The 15,172-nt window shown below is 29.9% G+C and carries 12 protein-coding genes and 3 pseudogenes; 11 read left to right on the forward strand and 4 right to left on the reverse strand.

Annotated features, from left to right (window positions below; genetic code table 11):
* The first annotated feature begins 32 nt into the window (after positions 1 to 32).
* From JJC03_RS08280 to JJC03_RS08295, 4 genes and pseudogenes are all read left to right on the forward strand, one after another.
* On the forward strand, positions 33 to 764 hold the full coding sequence (locus JJC03_RS08280) for a hypothetical protein (RefSeq protein WP_235874305.1): 732 nt from the start codon (positions 33 to 35) through the stop codon (positions 762 to 764).
* A gap of 215 nt (positions 765 to 979) precedes the next feature.
* Entirely contained in the window at positions 980 to 1,699 is a 720-nt protein-coding gene (locus tag JJC03_RS08285; RefSeq protein ID WP_060382978.1) for a hypothetical protein, read from the forward strand.
* Positions 1,700 to 1,784: 85 nt separating this feature from the next.
* Positions 1,785 to 2,345 (forward strand): hypothetical protein, encoded by a 561-nt coding sequence (locus JJC03_RS08290; protein WP_123895808.1) that lies wholly within the window; start codon positions 1,785 to 1,787, stop codon positions 2,343 to 2,345.
* 170 nt (positions 2,346 to 2,515) lie between these two features.
* A pseudogene (locus JJC03_RS08295) lies at positions 2,516 to 2,995 on the forward strand (helix-turn-helix domain-containing protein); the annotation flags it as partial.
* A gap of 843 nt (positions 2,996 to 3,838) precedes the next feature.
* Here JJC03_RS08295 and JJC03_RS08300 read toward each other — a convergent pair.
* Positions 3,839 to 5,401: an IS1182 family transposase gene (locus JJC03_RS08300; protein ID WP_235874306.1), complete on the reverse strand. Its 1,563-nt coding sequence runs from the start codon at positions 5,399 to 5,401 to the stop codon at positions 3,839 to 3,841.
* Positions 5,402 to 5,501: 100 nt separating this feature from the next.
* Between JJC03_RS08300 and JJC03_RS08305 the strand changes: the two genes are divergently transcribed.
* From JJC03_RS08305 to JJC03_RS08320, 4 genes are all read left to right on the forward strand, one after another.
* Positions 5,502 to 6,083: a Crp/Fnr family transcriptional regulator gene (locus JJC03_RS08305; protein ID WP_103715698.1), complete on the forward strand. Its 582-nt coding sequence runs from the start codon at positions 5,502 to 5,504 to the stop codon at positions 6,081 to 6,083.
* A gap of 60 nt (positions 6,084 to 6,143) precedes the next feature.
* Entirely contained in the window at positions 6,144 to 6,821 is a 678-nt protein-coding gene (locus JJC03_RS08310) for a CPBP family intramembrane glutamic endopeptidase (protein ID WP_103715697.1), read from the forward strand.
* 228 nt (positions 6,822 to 7,049) lie between these two features.
* The gene (locus JJC03_RS08315; protein WP_235874307.1) at positions 7,050 to 8,381 is read left to right on the forward strand and encodes a hypothetical protein; all 1,332 of its coding nucleotides are present in this window, start codon (positions 7,050 to 7,052) and stop codon (positions 8,379 to 8,381) included.
* Between the two features lie 432 nt (positions 8,382 to 8,813).
* On the forward strand, positions 8,814 to 9,251 hold the full coding sequence (locus JJC03_RS08320; protein ID WP_235874308.1) for a hypothetical protein: 438 nt from the start codon (positions 8,814 to 8,816) through the stop codon (positions 9,249 to 9,251).
* Positions 9,252 to 9,523: 272 nt separating this feature from the next.
* Here JJC03_RS08320 and JJC03_RS17655 read toward each other — a convergent pair.
* Positions 9,524 to 10,081, reverse strand: a pseudogene (locus JJC03_RS17655) (IS91 family transposase); the annotation flags it as partial.
* A gap of 425 nt (positions 10,082 to 10,506) precedes the next feature.
* On the opposite strand from JJC03_RS17655, the gene JJC03_RS08335 reads away from it, so the two are divergent.
* Complete coding sequence (locus JJC03_RS08335) at positions 10,507 to 11,181, forward strand: ATP-binding cassette domain-containing protein (protein WP_103715455.1); 675 nt, start codon at positions 10,507 to 10,509, stop codon at positions 11,179 to 11,181.
* A gap of 246 nt (positions 11,182 to 11,427) precedes the next feature.
* Here the strand turns inward: JJC03_RS08335 and JJC03_RS08340 are convergent, their stop codons facing one another.
* The gene (locus tag JJC03_RS08340) at positions 11,428 to 11,793 is read right to left on the reverse strand and encodes a winged helix-turn-helix transcriptional regulator (RefSeq protein WP_060382972.1); all 366 of its coding nucleotides are present in this window, start codon (positions 11,791 to 11,793) and stop codon (positions 11,428 to 11,430) included.
* Positions 11,794 to 11,942: 149 nt separating this feature from the next.
* Here JJC03_RS08340 and JJC03_RS08345 point away from each other — a divergent pair, with 149 nt between their 5' ends.
* Both JJC03_RS08345 and JJC03_RS08350 read left to right on the forward strand, forming a co-directional pair.
* Positions 11,943 to 12,302 (forward strand): nuclear transport factor 2 family protein, encoded by a 360-nt coding sequence (locus tag JJC03_RS08345; protein WP_235874309.1) that lies wholly within the window; start codon positions 11,943 to 11,945, stop codon positions 12,300 to 12,302.
* A 210-nt stretch (positions 12,303 to 12,512) separates the two neighbouring features.
* Positions 12,513 to 13,408, forward strand: a pseudogene (locus tag JJC03_RS08350) (ClpXP adapter SpxH family protein).
* 483 nt (positions 13,409 to 13,891) lie between these two features.
* Here JJC03_RS08350 and JJC03_RS08355 read toward each other — a convergent pair.
* Positions 13,892 to 15,169 carry a S28 family serine protease gene (locus tag JJC03_RS08355; protein ID WP_103715457.1) on the reverse strand — a complete coding sequence of 426 codons (1,278 nt, stop codon included), beginning with the start codon at positions 15,167 to 15,169 and terminating at the stop codon, positions 13,892 to 13,894.
* Positions 15,170 to 15,172: the final 3 nt, after the last annotated feature.

Below are 15,172 nucleotides of genomic sequence, written 5' to 3' on the forward strand. Positions count from 1 at the left end.
ACTTGGAAATGGCAACAGTTAAAAAAACATTTATGACACGAGTATTAATATTAGGAATATTATTTTTTAGTATAATATCATGTAAATCACAAGATAAAAAAGAAAAATTAATTATAAAAAAAGATAGTATGGAATATTTCAATAAAGAGTATTACGCCAATTTAAAAATTGATCCGAGCGTAAATATGAAAGTATTACCTAATGGAGATCATGTCGTAATCAATGAATTTATAGAACCTACAAAAGAAACTATTTTAGATATTCATAAAAAAAATTCACCATTCATTGATTACTTTGTCTATTATGGTAACAGTAGAATTAAGGCAATAGGTAGTCTTTTCTATAATATACCATCTAATATTCAAAAAGAATTTGATCAATCAGGTAATCTAATCAAAGAAACTGATTATGAGAAGAATTATAAATTCAGTATTGAAGATCTTTGCAGACTTATAAAGACAGATTATGATATTGATTTAATGGTTCCATCTAACTCAAATATTGAAAGAGGCATTCAATATTACGTTAATAGAAGTAAAATTGAATTTTACCCTGGATTTGCACCTTACATTTATGAAGTAAATCTTTACATACAAGATGGAGGCGGAGCAAAAGCAATTGTAATAAATGGAAATACTGGAGAGATTTTATTTGAAGAATATAAGAGTGGTTTTGCAACGGAAACATTGCCACAAAATAAAAGAATTAGAATTTCTACTAAAGAAGAATTTATAAAAAGAACAAATAATTCCTCGATTAAATAAGAATAGTTTTTTACAAACGCTATTTTGAAATAAATGATAAAGATGGTAGCGATACAAATCCAGTATTAATAAGCGACAAAGCATTAGGGGCAAAACGTGAAGCTACGGCTGATAGTATAAAAGTAAAATGTATAGAAGGCTTTACCACACAACAAGAAATTAATGTATATGTCTATCCTAAGGGTTCTTTGGCAAAATCTATAGCCGAGCAACTTATGGAACGTAAACTTGCTGGTAGAATAATTGTTTTGCCTAATAAAAATACTACAGGACAACACGCGGTCAAGAATATTAAGGAGCTAAAGTTTGTGTTTGTACAACTAAGGACTAACTTAACTGGATCAGCCGTATCAGGGATCTTTACAGATTCTGAAAAAGTAACTTTATATAATTCATTATATCAAAGTTTAATAGTGCCTAAAGATGAAAATTATTCAAATTCTGTTGGGATTAATGAATTTGATCTAACTACTGATCCAGATTTTATTGCAGGTGGGAAGTATGATCAAGCAGGTAAGTATAACGAAGACTATCGATCAACCCCAACAGATAAAATACCACATTTTTTCAGAGATATAAGACGTAAATTTATAGCTATTCCAGGTAACAGTAAATACAATAATTATTTTACTGTATTTGTTTTACAAGATGAAGTTTATGATAATGCAGCTGGTCAGATTGAAGATGTTGGTGTTAAAAATTTAATTTTATATAAGATGCGTAATAACTTAACACTTAGTCATGAAGCATTGCATGGGCTTGGTTTATATCATACTCATAGTAATGGTGTAATTACAGAATATAATCAAAAATTCACTTTTGTTTATGCACGAACAAATCCTTTATTAGCTACTGACAATGTGATGAGTTATAATGGAGCACTAAGAAAGACTACGTGGAAATGGCAATGGGGAATAATTAAAAAAAAGGTATAAAATGAGATTAATACAAATAATATATTTGCTTGCTTTTTTATCCTGTAAGAGTCAAGTCAAATCAGAATCTATAAATAATATTAATATGGAAACAATAGATATAGAAAAATATAGAAAAAATAAAACTAACAATGGTTACATTTTTCATGAAGACAATGAAAAAATTAGGCAAGTAGAAAGTGAAGATAAAACATTCTGGGAAGAAAGAAGTAATGAAAAAACAGGAATAAAGATATATAAAGAATTTCATAAAAACTCTAAATTAAAATCAATTTTAAAAAGTTTTTATTCTATAAAATTTGGTTTTAAAAAGGAATATGATGAGCAAGGTAAATTAATCAGAGAAACAAATTACGATTTACCATATAAATACACAATAGAAGATTTAGCTACAAAAATGAATAACCAATATCAAATTGATATTTATAATATAAAACAAATTCACTCAATAAACCGATATGAAGAAAAAAAACATTTAAAAATTCCTTTATATGAAGTGTGGAGTTATCATAAAACCAATCCATTAAAATTGACTTGTTATATAATAAACGGAACAACAGGTGAAACCATTTATGAAGACGAACGATTTATTGAAGGCAAACAAGGGAGTTTATTGGATCAATATTTAAAAACAAAAAACAAATAAAGTCTTATTTTTAAAAGTAGTTTGATATTACAATCAATTATAAATCAACTAAAATAAAATGCATAAGCGAATTTGAAAACAAACAAGAAATTAATGTGTATGTCTATCCTGTAATAGTTAATATTTAATCTGACAGTTGCCAATAAAAACAGTAACTTTTAAGATTGAATATGATAACAAATCAAGAATTAATAGGCAATAAGATAGGACTATTAAACTTAGCAACAAAGCCAAAAAATGTATCAGAAGCTTGTAGAATTATGGGCTATAGTCGTGATAGCTTTTATCGTTTTCAAGAATTATATGAAACAGGAGGAGAATTAGCGCTTCAAGAAATAAGTCGTAGTAAACCTATTCTTAAAAATCGTGTTGAGCCACATATTGAGCAAAAACTAATCACTATAACCACCGATAATCCAGCTCTAGGTCAACAACGAGTTAGTAATGAATTACGTAAAGAAGGATTGTGTTATCTCCAAGAGAGTGTTCGCTCTATTTGGCTTCGTAATGATTTAGAGACTTTTAAAAAACGTTTAAAAGCATTAGAAACCAAGGTTGCCAAAGAAGGATTGCTACTTACCGAATCACAGGTTGTCGCTATTGAAAAAGCGAAACAAGAGAAAGAAACTCACGGAGAAATGAAATTACAAATCATCTGCCAAGCAAAATTAAACTTACAACTGTCAGGTCAAGTAGTAGCTATTACACTTTTTAGGTAGGCTTTATTTTCTTTGACAAGTTTAGCTAAATAACTACTTTCTGCTGTTATAATTGCTTTAAGAATATGCAGTTAACTAGAAAGGTTGACCTCAAAAAACTATCTTGATGAGTATATTTCTAACTGTTTTTAATCATTATTATCGTTATATTTGGAAAAAACAATACAAAATGCGAACTACGCCTTTTTAAATTGTTTCAATAATAACAATAAATAGGATTAAGATAGGTTCGCCTATTTATGAGTTATGTGACAGTCGCTGAAAGCGAACGTGGAAAAATACTCAATAAATTCTTTTGCGCTTTAGTGGAAACTAAAGCTTCTACTCTACTTTGCGGAAAAAGAATCACCGAAAAAGAAACGGAATAAGTTTGTGGAAAATCTTTCCAGAATTTCTTTGCGGAAAATCTGTTTGGAAAATCTGTTTGGAAAATCAAACCGTAAATTTCTATCGTTTAAAATAACTGAAAAAAATCTAAGAATCATTTCAAAGAAAATTTATTGGAAAATAAGACTGAAGAAAACTATGCGGAAATTTACTGTGGAAAATTGTGACGTTTTTAAATACTTTGTGCAGCGACCATCACATAACAGCAGTTTGGCGCAATAGCTAAATTGTTTTCCATTCTAAATTTTCTTCCCGAAAATGTTTATCTTTAACGGAAAATAAATCACTCGCTGGCTTCGCTACTGTCGCCAAGCTGCAAAGCGTCAGGCTGTGAAAAAACCTCTTTTTTAAATAAAATTTATCCCACCAAACCAATATAACTTTGTTCTAAGCAATGCTAATTTTTGACTTGTCTTGAGGTTTTCCAAAAAATACAAATGCTAAAAACAAGTTTAAATAGGTCGTTTTTATCAAAAACAAGTCCTTTCTCTTGTAAGGCGAGTTCCAAGCTTTAATTTTTGCTATTAAATCAGGTAGCCCAAGTATATTGATGGTACGCTTGATGTTGTACACCAGCATAATCAAGCTATGTTCGCTATTTACTTTTTCTAATCCTGTCAAATTAGTATGATTGTAGCCCCAGTGTCTTTTGATCGTGCCAAAAATGTGCTCATTTATCTCCTGTCGCTTTCGGTATAATTGTGGATTTTCTTTGTAGCGTTTGTTGTTTTGTTCTACTACAGAGGCATACTGACTTCTGTCTAGTTCTCTGCCTCCTTTTCTGCTAGTGCATAGCTCTTTTACTGGACAGGTTTTACACGCTGGTGTACGGTATTTCTGGAATAGGTAACCACTTTCCTCTGTGCGTCCTGTTTTCTTGTGCCATCGTCCAGTGGTAGTTAAGGTTTGTTCTTGGGGACAAGTATAGGTGTTTTCTTGTTTGTTATAAGTAAACTTAGCTACTAAATACTCAGGCTGTGTGCCGTTTTCGTTGCTTTTACCTTGATTGGGTTGGGCTACGATGGTGGTGATATTGTTTTGAATACAGCTTTTTATTTCTCTTCCTGTGTGATAACCTTTATCGGCTAAAACGGTAAATGTTTCTACTTCTAAGTTTTCTTTAGCTTCTAAAGCTATGGTTGAAAGTGCGTTTTTATCATTACGGTTAATGGTATGGGTGGCAACTACTAAATTGTGTTTGTCATCTACAGCTGCTTGAATATTATAGGAAACTTCTACTACTTGTCCTTGAACTAGCAATGCTCTAGCATCTGGATCTGTAGTACTAACTTGAGGTTCTCCACTGGTATTTAATGCTTCTTCTAATAGCTCGTATTTGATTTTGTTTTGCTGTAATCGCTTAATCTTTTGTTGAATATTGGTAACTTTTTCTACGTTTTCTTTAGTATCATTTTTTTCTAATTCGTCTAAGTATTCTTGTGTTCGAGCTTCAATATATGCCAAGTGCTTGTCAATCTTCTTTTGATTAAAATTTGACTTTTTACCATTATGTGCTCTAGATTTTGTTCCGTCTATAGCAATGGTTTGTCCAGCCACTAAATCGGCATCTTTCAAAAAAGAAACAAATAGTTTAAAGAGTTGTTTGAGTCCTTTAGGGTTGTCTTTTCTAAAATCGGAAATACTGTGGTAATTAGGACGAATATCTTCCAGTAACCATTGCATTTCAATATTACGAATACATTCTTTTTCTAATCTTCTAGAGCTGCGTATGCCATTTAAATATCCATATAAATAGATTTTAAGAAATACTTCCGCCTTGAAACTCGGACGACCTTCGGATTTTAAAACAACAGGCGTAAATCCTACTTTTTGAAGGTCTATGTATTGAACAAAAGCATCTATAAAACGAACAGGATTATCAGAAGTAATTTTATCCTCTAAGCTGGATAAATGTAACTGATTACGGGAGATTCCTTGGATATGTTGCATTATTAAAAATACAAACTTCCCTCTTTTTTTCCTAATTATTTTAGCTATATTTGGCTGATGCTGTGAAGTTTTTTCACAGACTGACGTTAGCCGATATTTTATGGAAAATCCGTCTCCGAAAAAAATTAAAGAAATTTTTGATAATTATTATCCTGTTGAATTGAAATTTTGGACTGAATTTTCTAAACATATAATTGTTCGAGAATTTTCAAAAAATGATATAATAAAAGAGTATTATAAAACTGAAAAATTCATTAACATCTTAGTTTTAGGCTCAGTTGCTCACTTTGTTCCGAATGAAGAAAAAGATATCTGCATAAATCTATATTATGAAAATGAAATTTTTAGCGATTATCTCTCTTTTCTAACCCAAAAATCTACAGTAATTAAAACAGAATGCCTTGAAGACACAATTTTATGGTCGTTAAGTTTTGAAAATTTAAATATTCTTTATGAAAAAGCACATCAATCATTATTAATTGGAAAAGCAATTTCTGATATAATGTTTACTAAAAAACAGTCTGAACAAATCAATCTTTTAACTCTTTCACCGACTGAAAGATATCTGAAACTTATCAAAGAAAGACCACTTATTTTTCAAAGAACTCCATTAAAAATTATTGCTTCTTATTTAGGAATTGCTCCAGAAAGTTTAAGTAGAATTAGAAAAAAGATTTCTTAACTTTCGTCAAGCCTTTTTCTGAACTCGTTTGATATTTTTGCCAAATAATTATTTAAAACTATGAAAAATAAGATTAATTATTTGGCTATTATCATTTTTTATGTTGTTGCGGTTATTTGCAGATATTTAACTAATAAAGCAGGAGTTCTTGACGGTATTGGAAATGAATATTTGAAATCTATCCTAACCGGAATTGGACCTGCTTTGGGTGCATTGGCGGTCTTTATGATTTTTAAAATAAAACCAACAATGAATTTAAAAGGGAATTATAAAAGTTTAGTTCTTCCTTTAATGATTTATTGGGTATTGCCAATTGTATTAATTTCAAGCGTCACATATTTTTCAAAAGGGACAATTCCTTGGTTGGTTATTTTATCTATTCTTGTTTACGGATTATTTGAAGAAATCGGTTGGCGGGGATTCCTATACCAAAATCTAAAAGGATTACCACTTTTCGCAAATATTTTAATTGTTTCTTCTTTATGGTTTTTGTGGCATTTAAATTTTGAATTGACCTCTTCAAATCTGTTATTTTTCGGAATATTAATTTTGGGAAGTTGGGGAATTGGTAAAGTTGCTGACTCAACCAATTCATTAATCGCAGTTAGCGGATTCCACTCCCTTAACAATTTTTTTCCTGAGTTAGATTCAACAAAAATTTTGATATTAGTAATATTACTCACAATCTGGATTTTGGGTTTAGTTTTGAGAAAAAGATTTCAAAAAAACATCGGCTAACATCGTATATGTGCAAGAGCGGGTTAAGTGCTAAATCGAAGTTTCGGTTTTCTATGTCGCAAAATCCATTTTTTATTTCCATAAAAAATGTAAATTAGCAAATAAAAAATGGTTTTGCTTATGTCAGTACAAAATTGAAAGTTTCGGCTTCAAAATCCGCTCCTGACACATATACGTAAACCGTTAGCACTAATTATTAAATAGACGAGAACCATAATTATTTCACTCATGAAAATTGAAGATTTATATAATACATATTTTGAAAACATAAATAGTGTTCAATCATACTTCAACAAATTTGGATCACTTGCTAATGATGAAGACAATACTATTAAACACGACAAGGCAAAAAAAATAAAAGAAATAATTAATGATATTCTATCGGATGACGATACAGAAAATCTTGATTCAGAAAATGATACTGATGAGACATTTACAGAGAAATCAGAAAATAATATTATAAAAACTTCGGAAATAGAATTAACAGAGCCAGAAAATTTTTCAAAACAAGAAGAACCAAATGAATTAGAAATTCCTGAAGAAAAATCAGAAGAATTTGATGAATTTATTGAAGAACTTTTCCAAGAAGTTGATTATAGAATAAAACGAGAACACAAAATAAATCCCAGAAACTATGAGCTTTTATCGAGAAGTTCATTTTTGATGTTAAATAATTATTTTGAGTATTTACTAGCTGACTTACTAAATTACTATTATAATAAATTTAGAAAATCCTTAAATGACAAAGAATTTAAAATAACATTAAAAGAATTAACGGAATTTGAAAATATTGACGAAGCGATAAAAAGCCTAATAATTAAAGAAGTAGAATCAATTTTAGTTGAAAAATCTTTTAATGATTTACTTGAACATTTTGAGAAAAAATTATCTATTGGATTAGAGAAAGAACTAATTGATTGGAATAAAATAATTGAAATAAGAGAAAGGAGACATTTAATTGTACATAACTCTTCAATCATTAATAAAAAATATATATCCAGAACTGGTAATCCCTACAAGTACAAACTAGGAGAGGAAATATCAGTTGACTCAGTATATTTTTTACAAGCTTTAAATGAGTTTAAACTAGCTGGACAACTTCTATTATTTAATTGTTGGGGTGAATGGGATAAAAATAATATCGACAATGCTATTTATGAAATTATGGTTCAAACTTATGAAGATTTGAAAAATGAAAAATACAATCTCGTATGTAAAACATATAAATTTTCTGAAAGAATTGAGCCTCGAAATGATTTACAAGAAGATTATCTACTAAGAGTAAAATTTAATAATGCAATTGCTTTAAAAAAACAAAATTTAAGTAATGAATTAAAAATGGCTCTCAAAGAAATTAAAATTGGAACTTCAACTCCTATTTTTAAAATATCATATAACATATTAAATGATAATTTCGAAAATATAGAAGAGTTATTTCAGAAAGCTATATTACTTGATGAGATTATTATAGACCAATATTTAGAATGGCCCATTTTTGATTTTGTAAGATCCAATAAAGCAATTAATGATAAATTAATGAATTTTTTCAATAATAACTAGTGCTAACAGCTAAGGTTTCGTTGCGTGCGGAGCACGAACAATAAATTGTAATCACTGAACACCAAAGCAAAATAGAAACTTAGTGAAGTAAACCATTGTTGAATGAAACTGATTGAATTCCATTTACTTACTATGAAAATTTTGAATTAAAAGTTTAATGATATACAAGAGGCACACTGTGCCTCTTTTTTTGAAGTCTGTATTTCGGAGTTTTTTATTGTTTCCCTTTGATACTGGATATCAATACTTGTCTTCTAAGCTGGACAAATGTAACTGATTACGCGAGATTCCTTGGATGTGTTGCCTATTTTAAAATACGAAAAATCGATTTTTTAACAAACTATTTTGGCTATATTTGACAGGGTTTGTGAAGTTTTTTCACAGACTGACGTTGTGTGCAAGTTTTGACGAACGAAATGTTGAAAAAATCTAATGAAAAAACTTCTATTTTTACTTATTTTAATTTTATCTCAAAGCTGCTGGATTTGTCCTGAAAGACATAAAATTGAATTAGATAATGATACAAAAACAGTTAAAGTTCTCTCAGATGGATATTTTATAGAATCTATAAAAATGACAGAATATATTCCAAAAGAAGGATATATAGAACCAATTGATTCAAATTATGTTAATATTATTCCAGTTGGAAAACTGGAGAAAAAAATAGATTTAAATTCGATAACCAAAAATTACACTTGCACAGGAATAAACATTGAACAACTATTAACAAAGAAAGAAATTGCATTTGAAATTTGGGTTAAAAATCCAGATTTAGAAATTGGAGATGAAGATGCAAAATCGCTAGTTTATTTTGTAACTGACAGCAAAAGCAAAGGAAAAACTGTAGAAGAATCGAACGGTTGTAAATAATTAAACCTGCACACAACAGCTAAGGTTTCGTTGCGTGCGAAGCACGAACAATGAATTGTAATCACTGAACACCAAAACAAAATAGAAACTCAGTGAAGTAAACCTCTGTTGAACGGAACCGATTGCATTCCATCCACTCACTATGGGAATTTCGAACTAAAAGTTTAATGATATACAAGAGGCACACTGTGCCTCTTTTTTGAAGTCTGTATTTCGGAGTTTTTCTGAGTGTTTTCCTTCACTTTTGTGCATAAGTACCCTTACCCATAACGTTAGCTTTTACAGGAACTTGTGTTTTGGCTAGTGGCAAGATACCAAGCAGGAGGCCCTCTTTTATCAAACACAGCTAGGGTATGCAAATATCCGTTTTTACAACAGGGACATTTAAGTAATACTTTTGTTTTAATCTTCGTTTGTATAGGTTTTGCTTGGAGTTTTGCCTGCAAAGCAGGCAACTTATTTCGTTTCCAAGTACTACTCAAAAATCCGTAATGTCTTATTTTGACAAAGTTTTTGGGTAGTATATGCAAAGCAAAACGCCTTGTAAACTCCCCTAAAGAAAGTGTCATTTCCTTTTTACTCCTTGTAGCTAAAAATTACCTCTTTTGCAGTCACCTCTCGGAGTCGGTGGTTGCTAATGGCTATTTTGTGGGTGTAACGTCCTAAATATTCCACTACTGATTTTGGACTACCAAAAGGCTTCTTGGCATAAACCACGCAGTTCTTTTGTCATGGTTATTCTTTTATAGCCCATATTGCTCAGGGGCTTGACTAAAGAACAAAGCACAAAACTTGGCTCTAAAGACTTTGTATAAAACTTTTACTGAGAATTCTAGAGAGATTTCCTAGATGTGTGCATTGTTAAGAATGCGAAATATTTTATTTTTAAACTAATTATTTTAGATATATTTGAAAAGGGATGTGAAGTTTTTTCACAGACTGGCGTTGTGCGTCATTATCGATAACCGCACAAAGAACAAATGAATCTTCATTATGAAACTGAAATTATATTGGGAATTTTATAAAAGTGTATTATTTATAAATCTGTTTTTATTAATCATTTCTTTAGTGTTTAATCCAAGTAGTGTAGTTGTAAATTTGTCATTTTTAGCAATTCCTATTATTTATTTTTACAAAGAACAATTTAGAAAAAATGAGTACTATTTTTACTATAATATGAATATTAGTAAACTGAAATTAATATCGTTCTGTTTTCTTTTAAACTTTGGAATATCAATTATTATTTTGTTGATTAATGGAATATAAATTAGAAATTGACAGCGTAAATAAATCATTTGGCGGAAAAAAAGTATTATCAGATATATATTTAAAATGTGAAATTGGTGAAATAGTTGGGATTTTTGGTAGAAATGGAAGCGGGAAATCAACGCTTCTAAAAATATTATTTGGAACTTTAAAAGCAGAAAACAGTTTTATAAGACTTAACAATAAAGTGTTAACTCAATCATTTAAAATGGAAAACGGGATTTCATATTTGCCACAAAATAATTTTATTCCAAATAATTTTTCAGTTATAAAAACTGTAAATCTAACAATCGAAGAAAATAGAGTTGACGAGTTTTGGGAGGATAATATTATACAGAAACTAAAAAATTCTTCAGTCGGCGAACTATCAGTCGGTGAATTAAAATATCTACAAATCAAATTAATTTTATTTAATAAGTCTAAATTTTGTCTTTTAGATGAACCTTACAGCGGAATTTCTCCAGCAATTGCAACCGAAATTAATAAACAAATAAAAGAACAATCAAAAAATAAAGGATTAATAATAACAGACCATAACTACTCGCATTTATTGGAAATTACAACTAAAATATACTTGATAAATAAAGGATGTGGAAGATATTTAGAAAATGAAACTGAATTAGTTAAATTTGGTTATCTAAATGAAGGAATGCTAAAAAAATAACGAATGGCTAACATAGGTAACTGTTGTACAACTCCTGATTTTTAGAAAAAAATCCTCAAAAAGCATAAAAACAACCTCTTTATTATAACTTATACATTTTTAGGATAGTGTCGAATTGAACAGTCTCAATTGGATACTTGCGCAAAATTCAATCTTCTTTTTAATTGAACTTTGTATTAAAAATTCCCACTTTGGGCAATACTCAAAATATTAGGGGTAAGTATAGTGACCCCCGACACAAACTTATCAGATTTCATTTTTATAGACAGACTTTCTATAATCAATCCCCCATTTTGCTATTTCATCAATTAGAGGTGAAAGTGTTTTGCCATATTCAGTTATTGAATATGAAATAGTAATGGGTTTTGTATTCATTACTGTTCGACTTATTAATTTATTCATTTCTAAATCTTGTAGTTCTTTTGATAGCATTTTAGAGCCAATTCCATTTACTTCTCTTAGCAAATCCATAAAACCTAATGTGTTACCTTCTATTAAAGTACCTAAAATATGAAATTTCCATTTTCCCGATAACAAGCTCATCGCATCTTTAATTGCTTGTATTCTTACCTGACAGACAGGTGTTGCATTTATTTCAGCATTTTTTCTCATTAAGTTTAGTCATTTATATTTTACAAAATTACCAATCTATGGAATAGTATCCAAAAGGAAACTACTTTCTAAAAGGAAATGTATAACAAAATTATATTTAATGTGTAATAGTTTAGCACCATTAATAAGAATTTCAAAATTTCAAAAAAATGAAAAAAGTAATGAACAAATCGGTAGGCGTAATCTTATTAGCATTAAGCCTAACAACAATGAGTGTGAATGCGCAAACTAACAACAGTAAAGAAGTAGAGGTTGTAAATAAAATGCTACAAGCATTTGGAGCAGGAAATATGGAAGCACTAAAACTAACGCTTTCCGATTCTACAGTATGGAACTACAATGGAAGTAATTTGATTCCTTATTCAGGAACATACAAAGGGAAAAATGAAGTTGTAAAATTTATCGGCAACATCGTATCGAACGTTGAGATTCTTGATTTTAAAGTTGAACAAATTTTAAACAACGGAAATACTGTGGTTGTCCTTGGTTCTGAAAAACAAAAAAATTAAACAAAATGGAAAAATTTTGGAACAAAAATGGGTACAGGTTTATACCGTTGAAAATGGCTTAATTACAAAAATGGAAGAATTTGCCAACACTGCATATTCTGAAAAATTATTCAAAAAATGATGTTCAAAACTTTAATAATACTAATTATGCTTGGCAACATTAGTTGCCAAGCTCAAACAAAAAAGAAAATGGAAAATAACAATCCTTTGATGTGCGATCCTGAAAGTGGGATTTGCGAAATACCAACAAACCGGACTAATTCTGCAAATACAAGTTCTGTAAAAGCAAACAAAAAACCCGTAAAAATAATTTATTACACAGACCCTATTTGTTCTTCTTGTTGGGGCATTGAACCACAACTACGAAAATTAAAATTGGAGTATGGAGAAAATATTGAAATTGAATACAGAATGGGTGGTTTATTGCCGAATTGGAGTTATAATAGCGGTGGCATAAGTAAACCTTCTGATGTTGCACATCATTGGGACGAAGTAAGTGTTTATTACGATATGCCAATTGACGGAAATGTTTGGTTTGAAGACCCTTTAAACTCTTCTTATCCACCTTCAATTGCTTTTAAAGCAGCCCAAATGCAAGACAATGAAAAAGCAATTTTGTTTCTTCGTGAAATACGAGAAATGGTATTTCTACAAAAAAGAATATTTCAAAATGGGAACATTTAGAATTAGCAGGAAAAAAAGTTGGGCTTGACATTATTAAATTTAAAACAGATTATGACGGAAAGGCAAAAGAACTTTTTGAAGAAGATTTAAAATTAGGCAGAGAATTAGACGTAAGAGGTTTTCCAACAATGTTTTTTACAGACACAGCAGGACAAAAGGAAATGGTTTATGGCTCAAAACCATATAATACATTTGAGAGTGCCTTACTCAAACTTTTTCCTACTGCTATCAAAACCAACTATGACAAGACTTGGAGTTATGTATTTTCAAAATATCATTCATTGACAGCAAAAGAATTTTCTGAACTGACAGGAACAGCACGAATTGAAAGTGAAAACTATTTGGACAATCTAACTGCAAATGGACAATTAGAAAAACTCACAATAAAAAACGGAGCATTGTGGATGTTGAAGAAATACTAGCTGCTAACAGTGTGGCTATTTCAAAGCTATCATTTTTTAAAAATAATATAAAAGTCATAAAAAAATAAGCTTGTTTAATTATTTTTAAGTACACTATCTTAAACGGAGGCTGTCCTAAAAGTAAAAAATCAACACACAGTTTGTCACTCCGACGTAAGGAGGAATCTCATAATCAGTACTATGTTGTAATTTGCCTGTTCGAGCGGAGCTCTCGGGTCTCCCTTTGATCGACTAGAGCAAAGCGTGGACGAAGTCAAATGACAAGATTGCGGACTTTTTGGACAGCCTCTTAGTGAGATACTACAAGAGCGTCTTAAAAGGCTACAAACAAATCATTTTTATTAGAGATAAAAATCTCGTAATATTCGCTATAATATAGATTCATACAAACTTGTTTTTCTAATATATTTCTTTTGAATAATTAGAATGAGGCTAAAATAGTGAGCTTATATTTTTAGATATTCTTATTCATTTAATATACACTTATTGTAACCACTTTATTAATATGTTCATTATTTTTTGTTGATCTTCTTTTGAAAAATGTTTAATTCTTGTGGCATGTGTTCCTTGTGGAAGCACCATTTTTAAAGCGTCTAGTTTTTCATTAGGGGTAGGAGAGCAAGCATACCAAGGATCTAAGCCACCATAAATATATAAAATTTTAGTTCCCTTTTTTTCTGTATAATCGCGTACTTGTTTAATATAAGATTTATCGTATTTCAAATCTATATTTCTAGGAGCAAATCTACTGTTACTAGGTGATTTAACAATACGTAGTAAGTCTTTTACAGGATTCAGATCAAAACCATAATAACCTAATTCTGTAAAGTGTTGATAAAAAGAAGGTAATAGTCTATAAACTCCTTTGTCAGAATAGACATCAAAACCAACTATATGATTTAAATAATCAAACAATTCTTTAGGAGTAGCATTTAGTTGAGGAATCTTATCACAATTAGCATTCCATTGCCAAAAAGAAAAAGGTAATTCTAGAACCGCGTATTCAAATGCTTCTGAAATAGGCACTTCATTAAAAGTTAAATTGTTTTTTTTAGCATGAGTGGCAATTTCTATTTCAATAGCTGTCCTATTAAGCATTAATTGTCTTTGAGTTTGTATGATTGAATTTCTGCATTCTGTTGTACCTGCTGTAGTTGTATAATGTTTAATAGTTCGTTCGTCTTCTGTGCCGTTTATCATGGGTGCTACATAAGGTATGGCCACATCGATATCATTAGGATATTTAGATTTATAAATTAAGGTTGTTTCGCCTCCTTTACTTATACCTGTAGAAATCCATTTTCCTGAGTATATTTTTTTTAATTTTTCTACTATTTTATGGTAATCCTCTATAGCTTGATTGTTAGTTAAGTATTGCCAAGGAATAGGGTTAGGTCTAGAACCGCCGTAAAAGCGATATTCTATTATTAATTGATTGGCATCTAATAATGAGGTTACTTCATTTTTTTCATAACGGGCATCATAACCTTCCGTTTCAATAACCATAGGTTTTGAAAAATCCTTATGAGACAGATAAATACAATGTTTAAAAGTACCTTTTGATAAGTCATTATGATCTAAAGGTTCGTCGAGTACAATTTTATAAGATTCTGTGAAATCTTTAAGATTGTTAATCTTTTCGATACTAGCTTTGTTAAAAATTTCTTGAAGCTTTAGTAGTAAATTTAGTTTATCCTGTCCAATACAATTAATGCTAAAAAGGGAAAATAGAGTAACAAATAAAAAGCAAGAATTTTTCATTTT

The organism is Flavobacterium oreochromis, from assembly GCF_019565455.1.
GTDB lineage: Bacteria > Bacteroidota > Bacteroidia > Flavobacteriales > Flavobacteriaceae > Flavobacterium > Flavobacterium oreochromis.

What these genes read in the sequence shown, in the direction of transcription:
- JJC03_RS08285 (WP_060382978.1), top strand. Translation starts at nt 980, where the DNA reads ATGGAACGTAAACTTGCTGGTAGAATAATTGTTTTGCCTAATAAAAAT.
- JJC03_RS08300 (WP_235874306.1), bottom strand. Translation starts at nt 5,401, where the DNA reads ATGCAACATATCCAAGGAATCTCCCGTAATCAGTTACATTTATCCAGC.
- JJC03_RS08335 (WP_103715455.1), top strand. Translation starts at nt 10,507, where the DNA reads ATGGAATATAAATTAGAAATTGACAGCGTAAATAAATCATTTGGCGGA.
- JJC03_RS08290 (WP_123895808.1), top strand. Translation starts at nt 1,785, where the DNA reads ATGGAAACAATAGATATAGAAAAATATAGAAAAAATAAAACTAACAAT.
- JJC03_RS08340 (WP_060382972.1), bottom strand. Translation starts at nt 11,793, where the DNA reads ATGAGAAAAAATGCTGAAATAAATGCAACACCTGTCTGTCAGGTAAGA.
- JJC03_RS08315 (WP_235874307.1), top strand. Translation starts at nt 7,050, where the DNA reads ATGAAAATTGAAGATTTATATAATACATATTTTGAAAACATAAATAGT.
- JJC03_RS08355 (WP_103715457.1), bottom strand. Translation starts at nt 15,169, where the DNA reads ATGAAAAATTCTTGCTTTTTATTTGTTACTCTATTTTCCCTTTTTAGC.
- JJC03_RS08280 (WP_235874305.1), top strand. Translation starts at nt 33, where the DNA reads ATGACACGAGTATTAATATTAGGAATATTATTTTTTAGTATAATATCA.
- JJC03_RS08310 (WP_103715697.1), top strand. Translation starts at nt 6,144, where the DNA reads ATGAAAAATAAGATTAATTATTTGGCTATTATCATTTTTTATGTTGTT.
- JJC03_RS08320 (WP_235874308.1), top strand. Translation starts at nt 8,814, where the DNA reads ATGAAAAAACTTCTATTTTTACTTATTTTAATTTTATCTCAAAGCTGC.
- JJC03_RS08305 (WP_103715698.1), top strand. Translation starts at nt 5,502, where the DNA reads ATGGAAAATCCGTCTCCGAAAAAAATTAAAGAAATTTTTGATAATTAT.
- JJC03_RS08345 (WP_235874309.1), top strand. Translation starts at nt 11,943, where the DNA reads ATGAAAAAAGTAATGAACAAATCGGTAGGCGTAATCTTATTAGCATTA.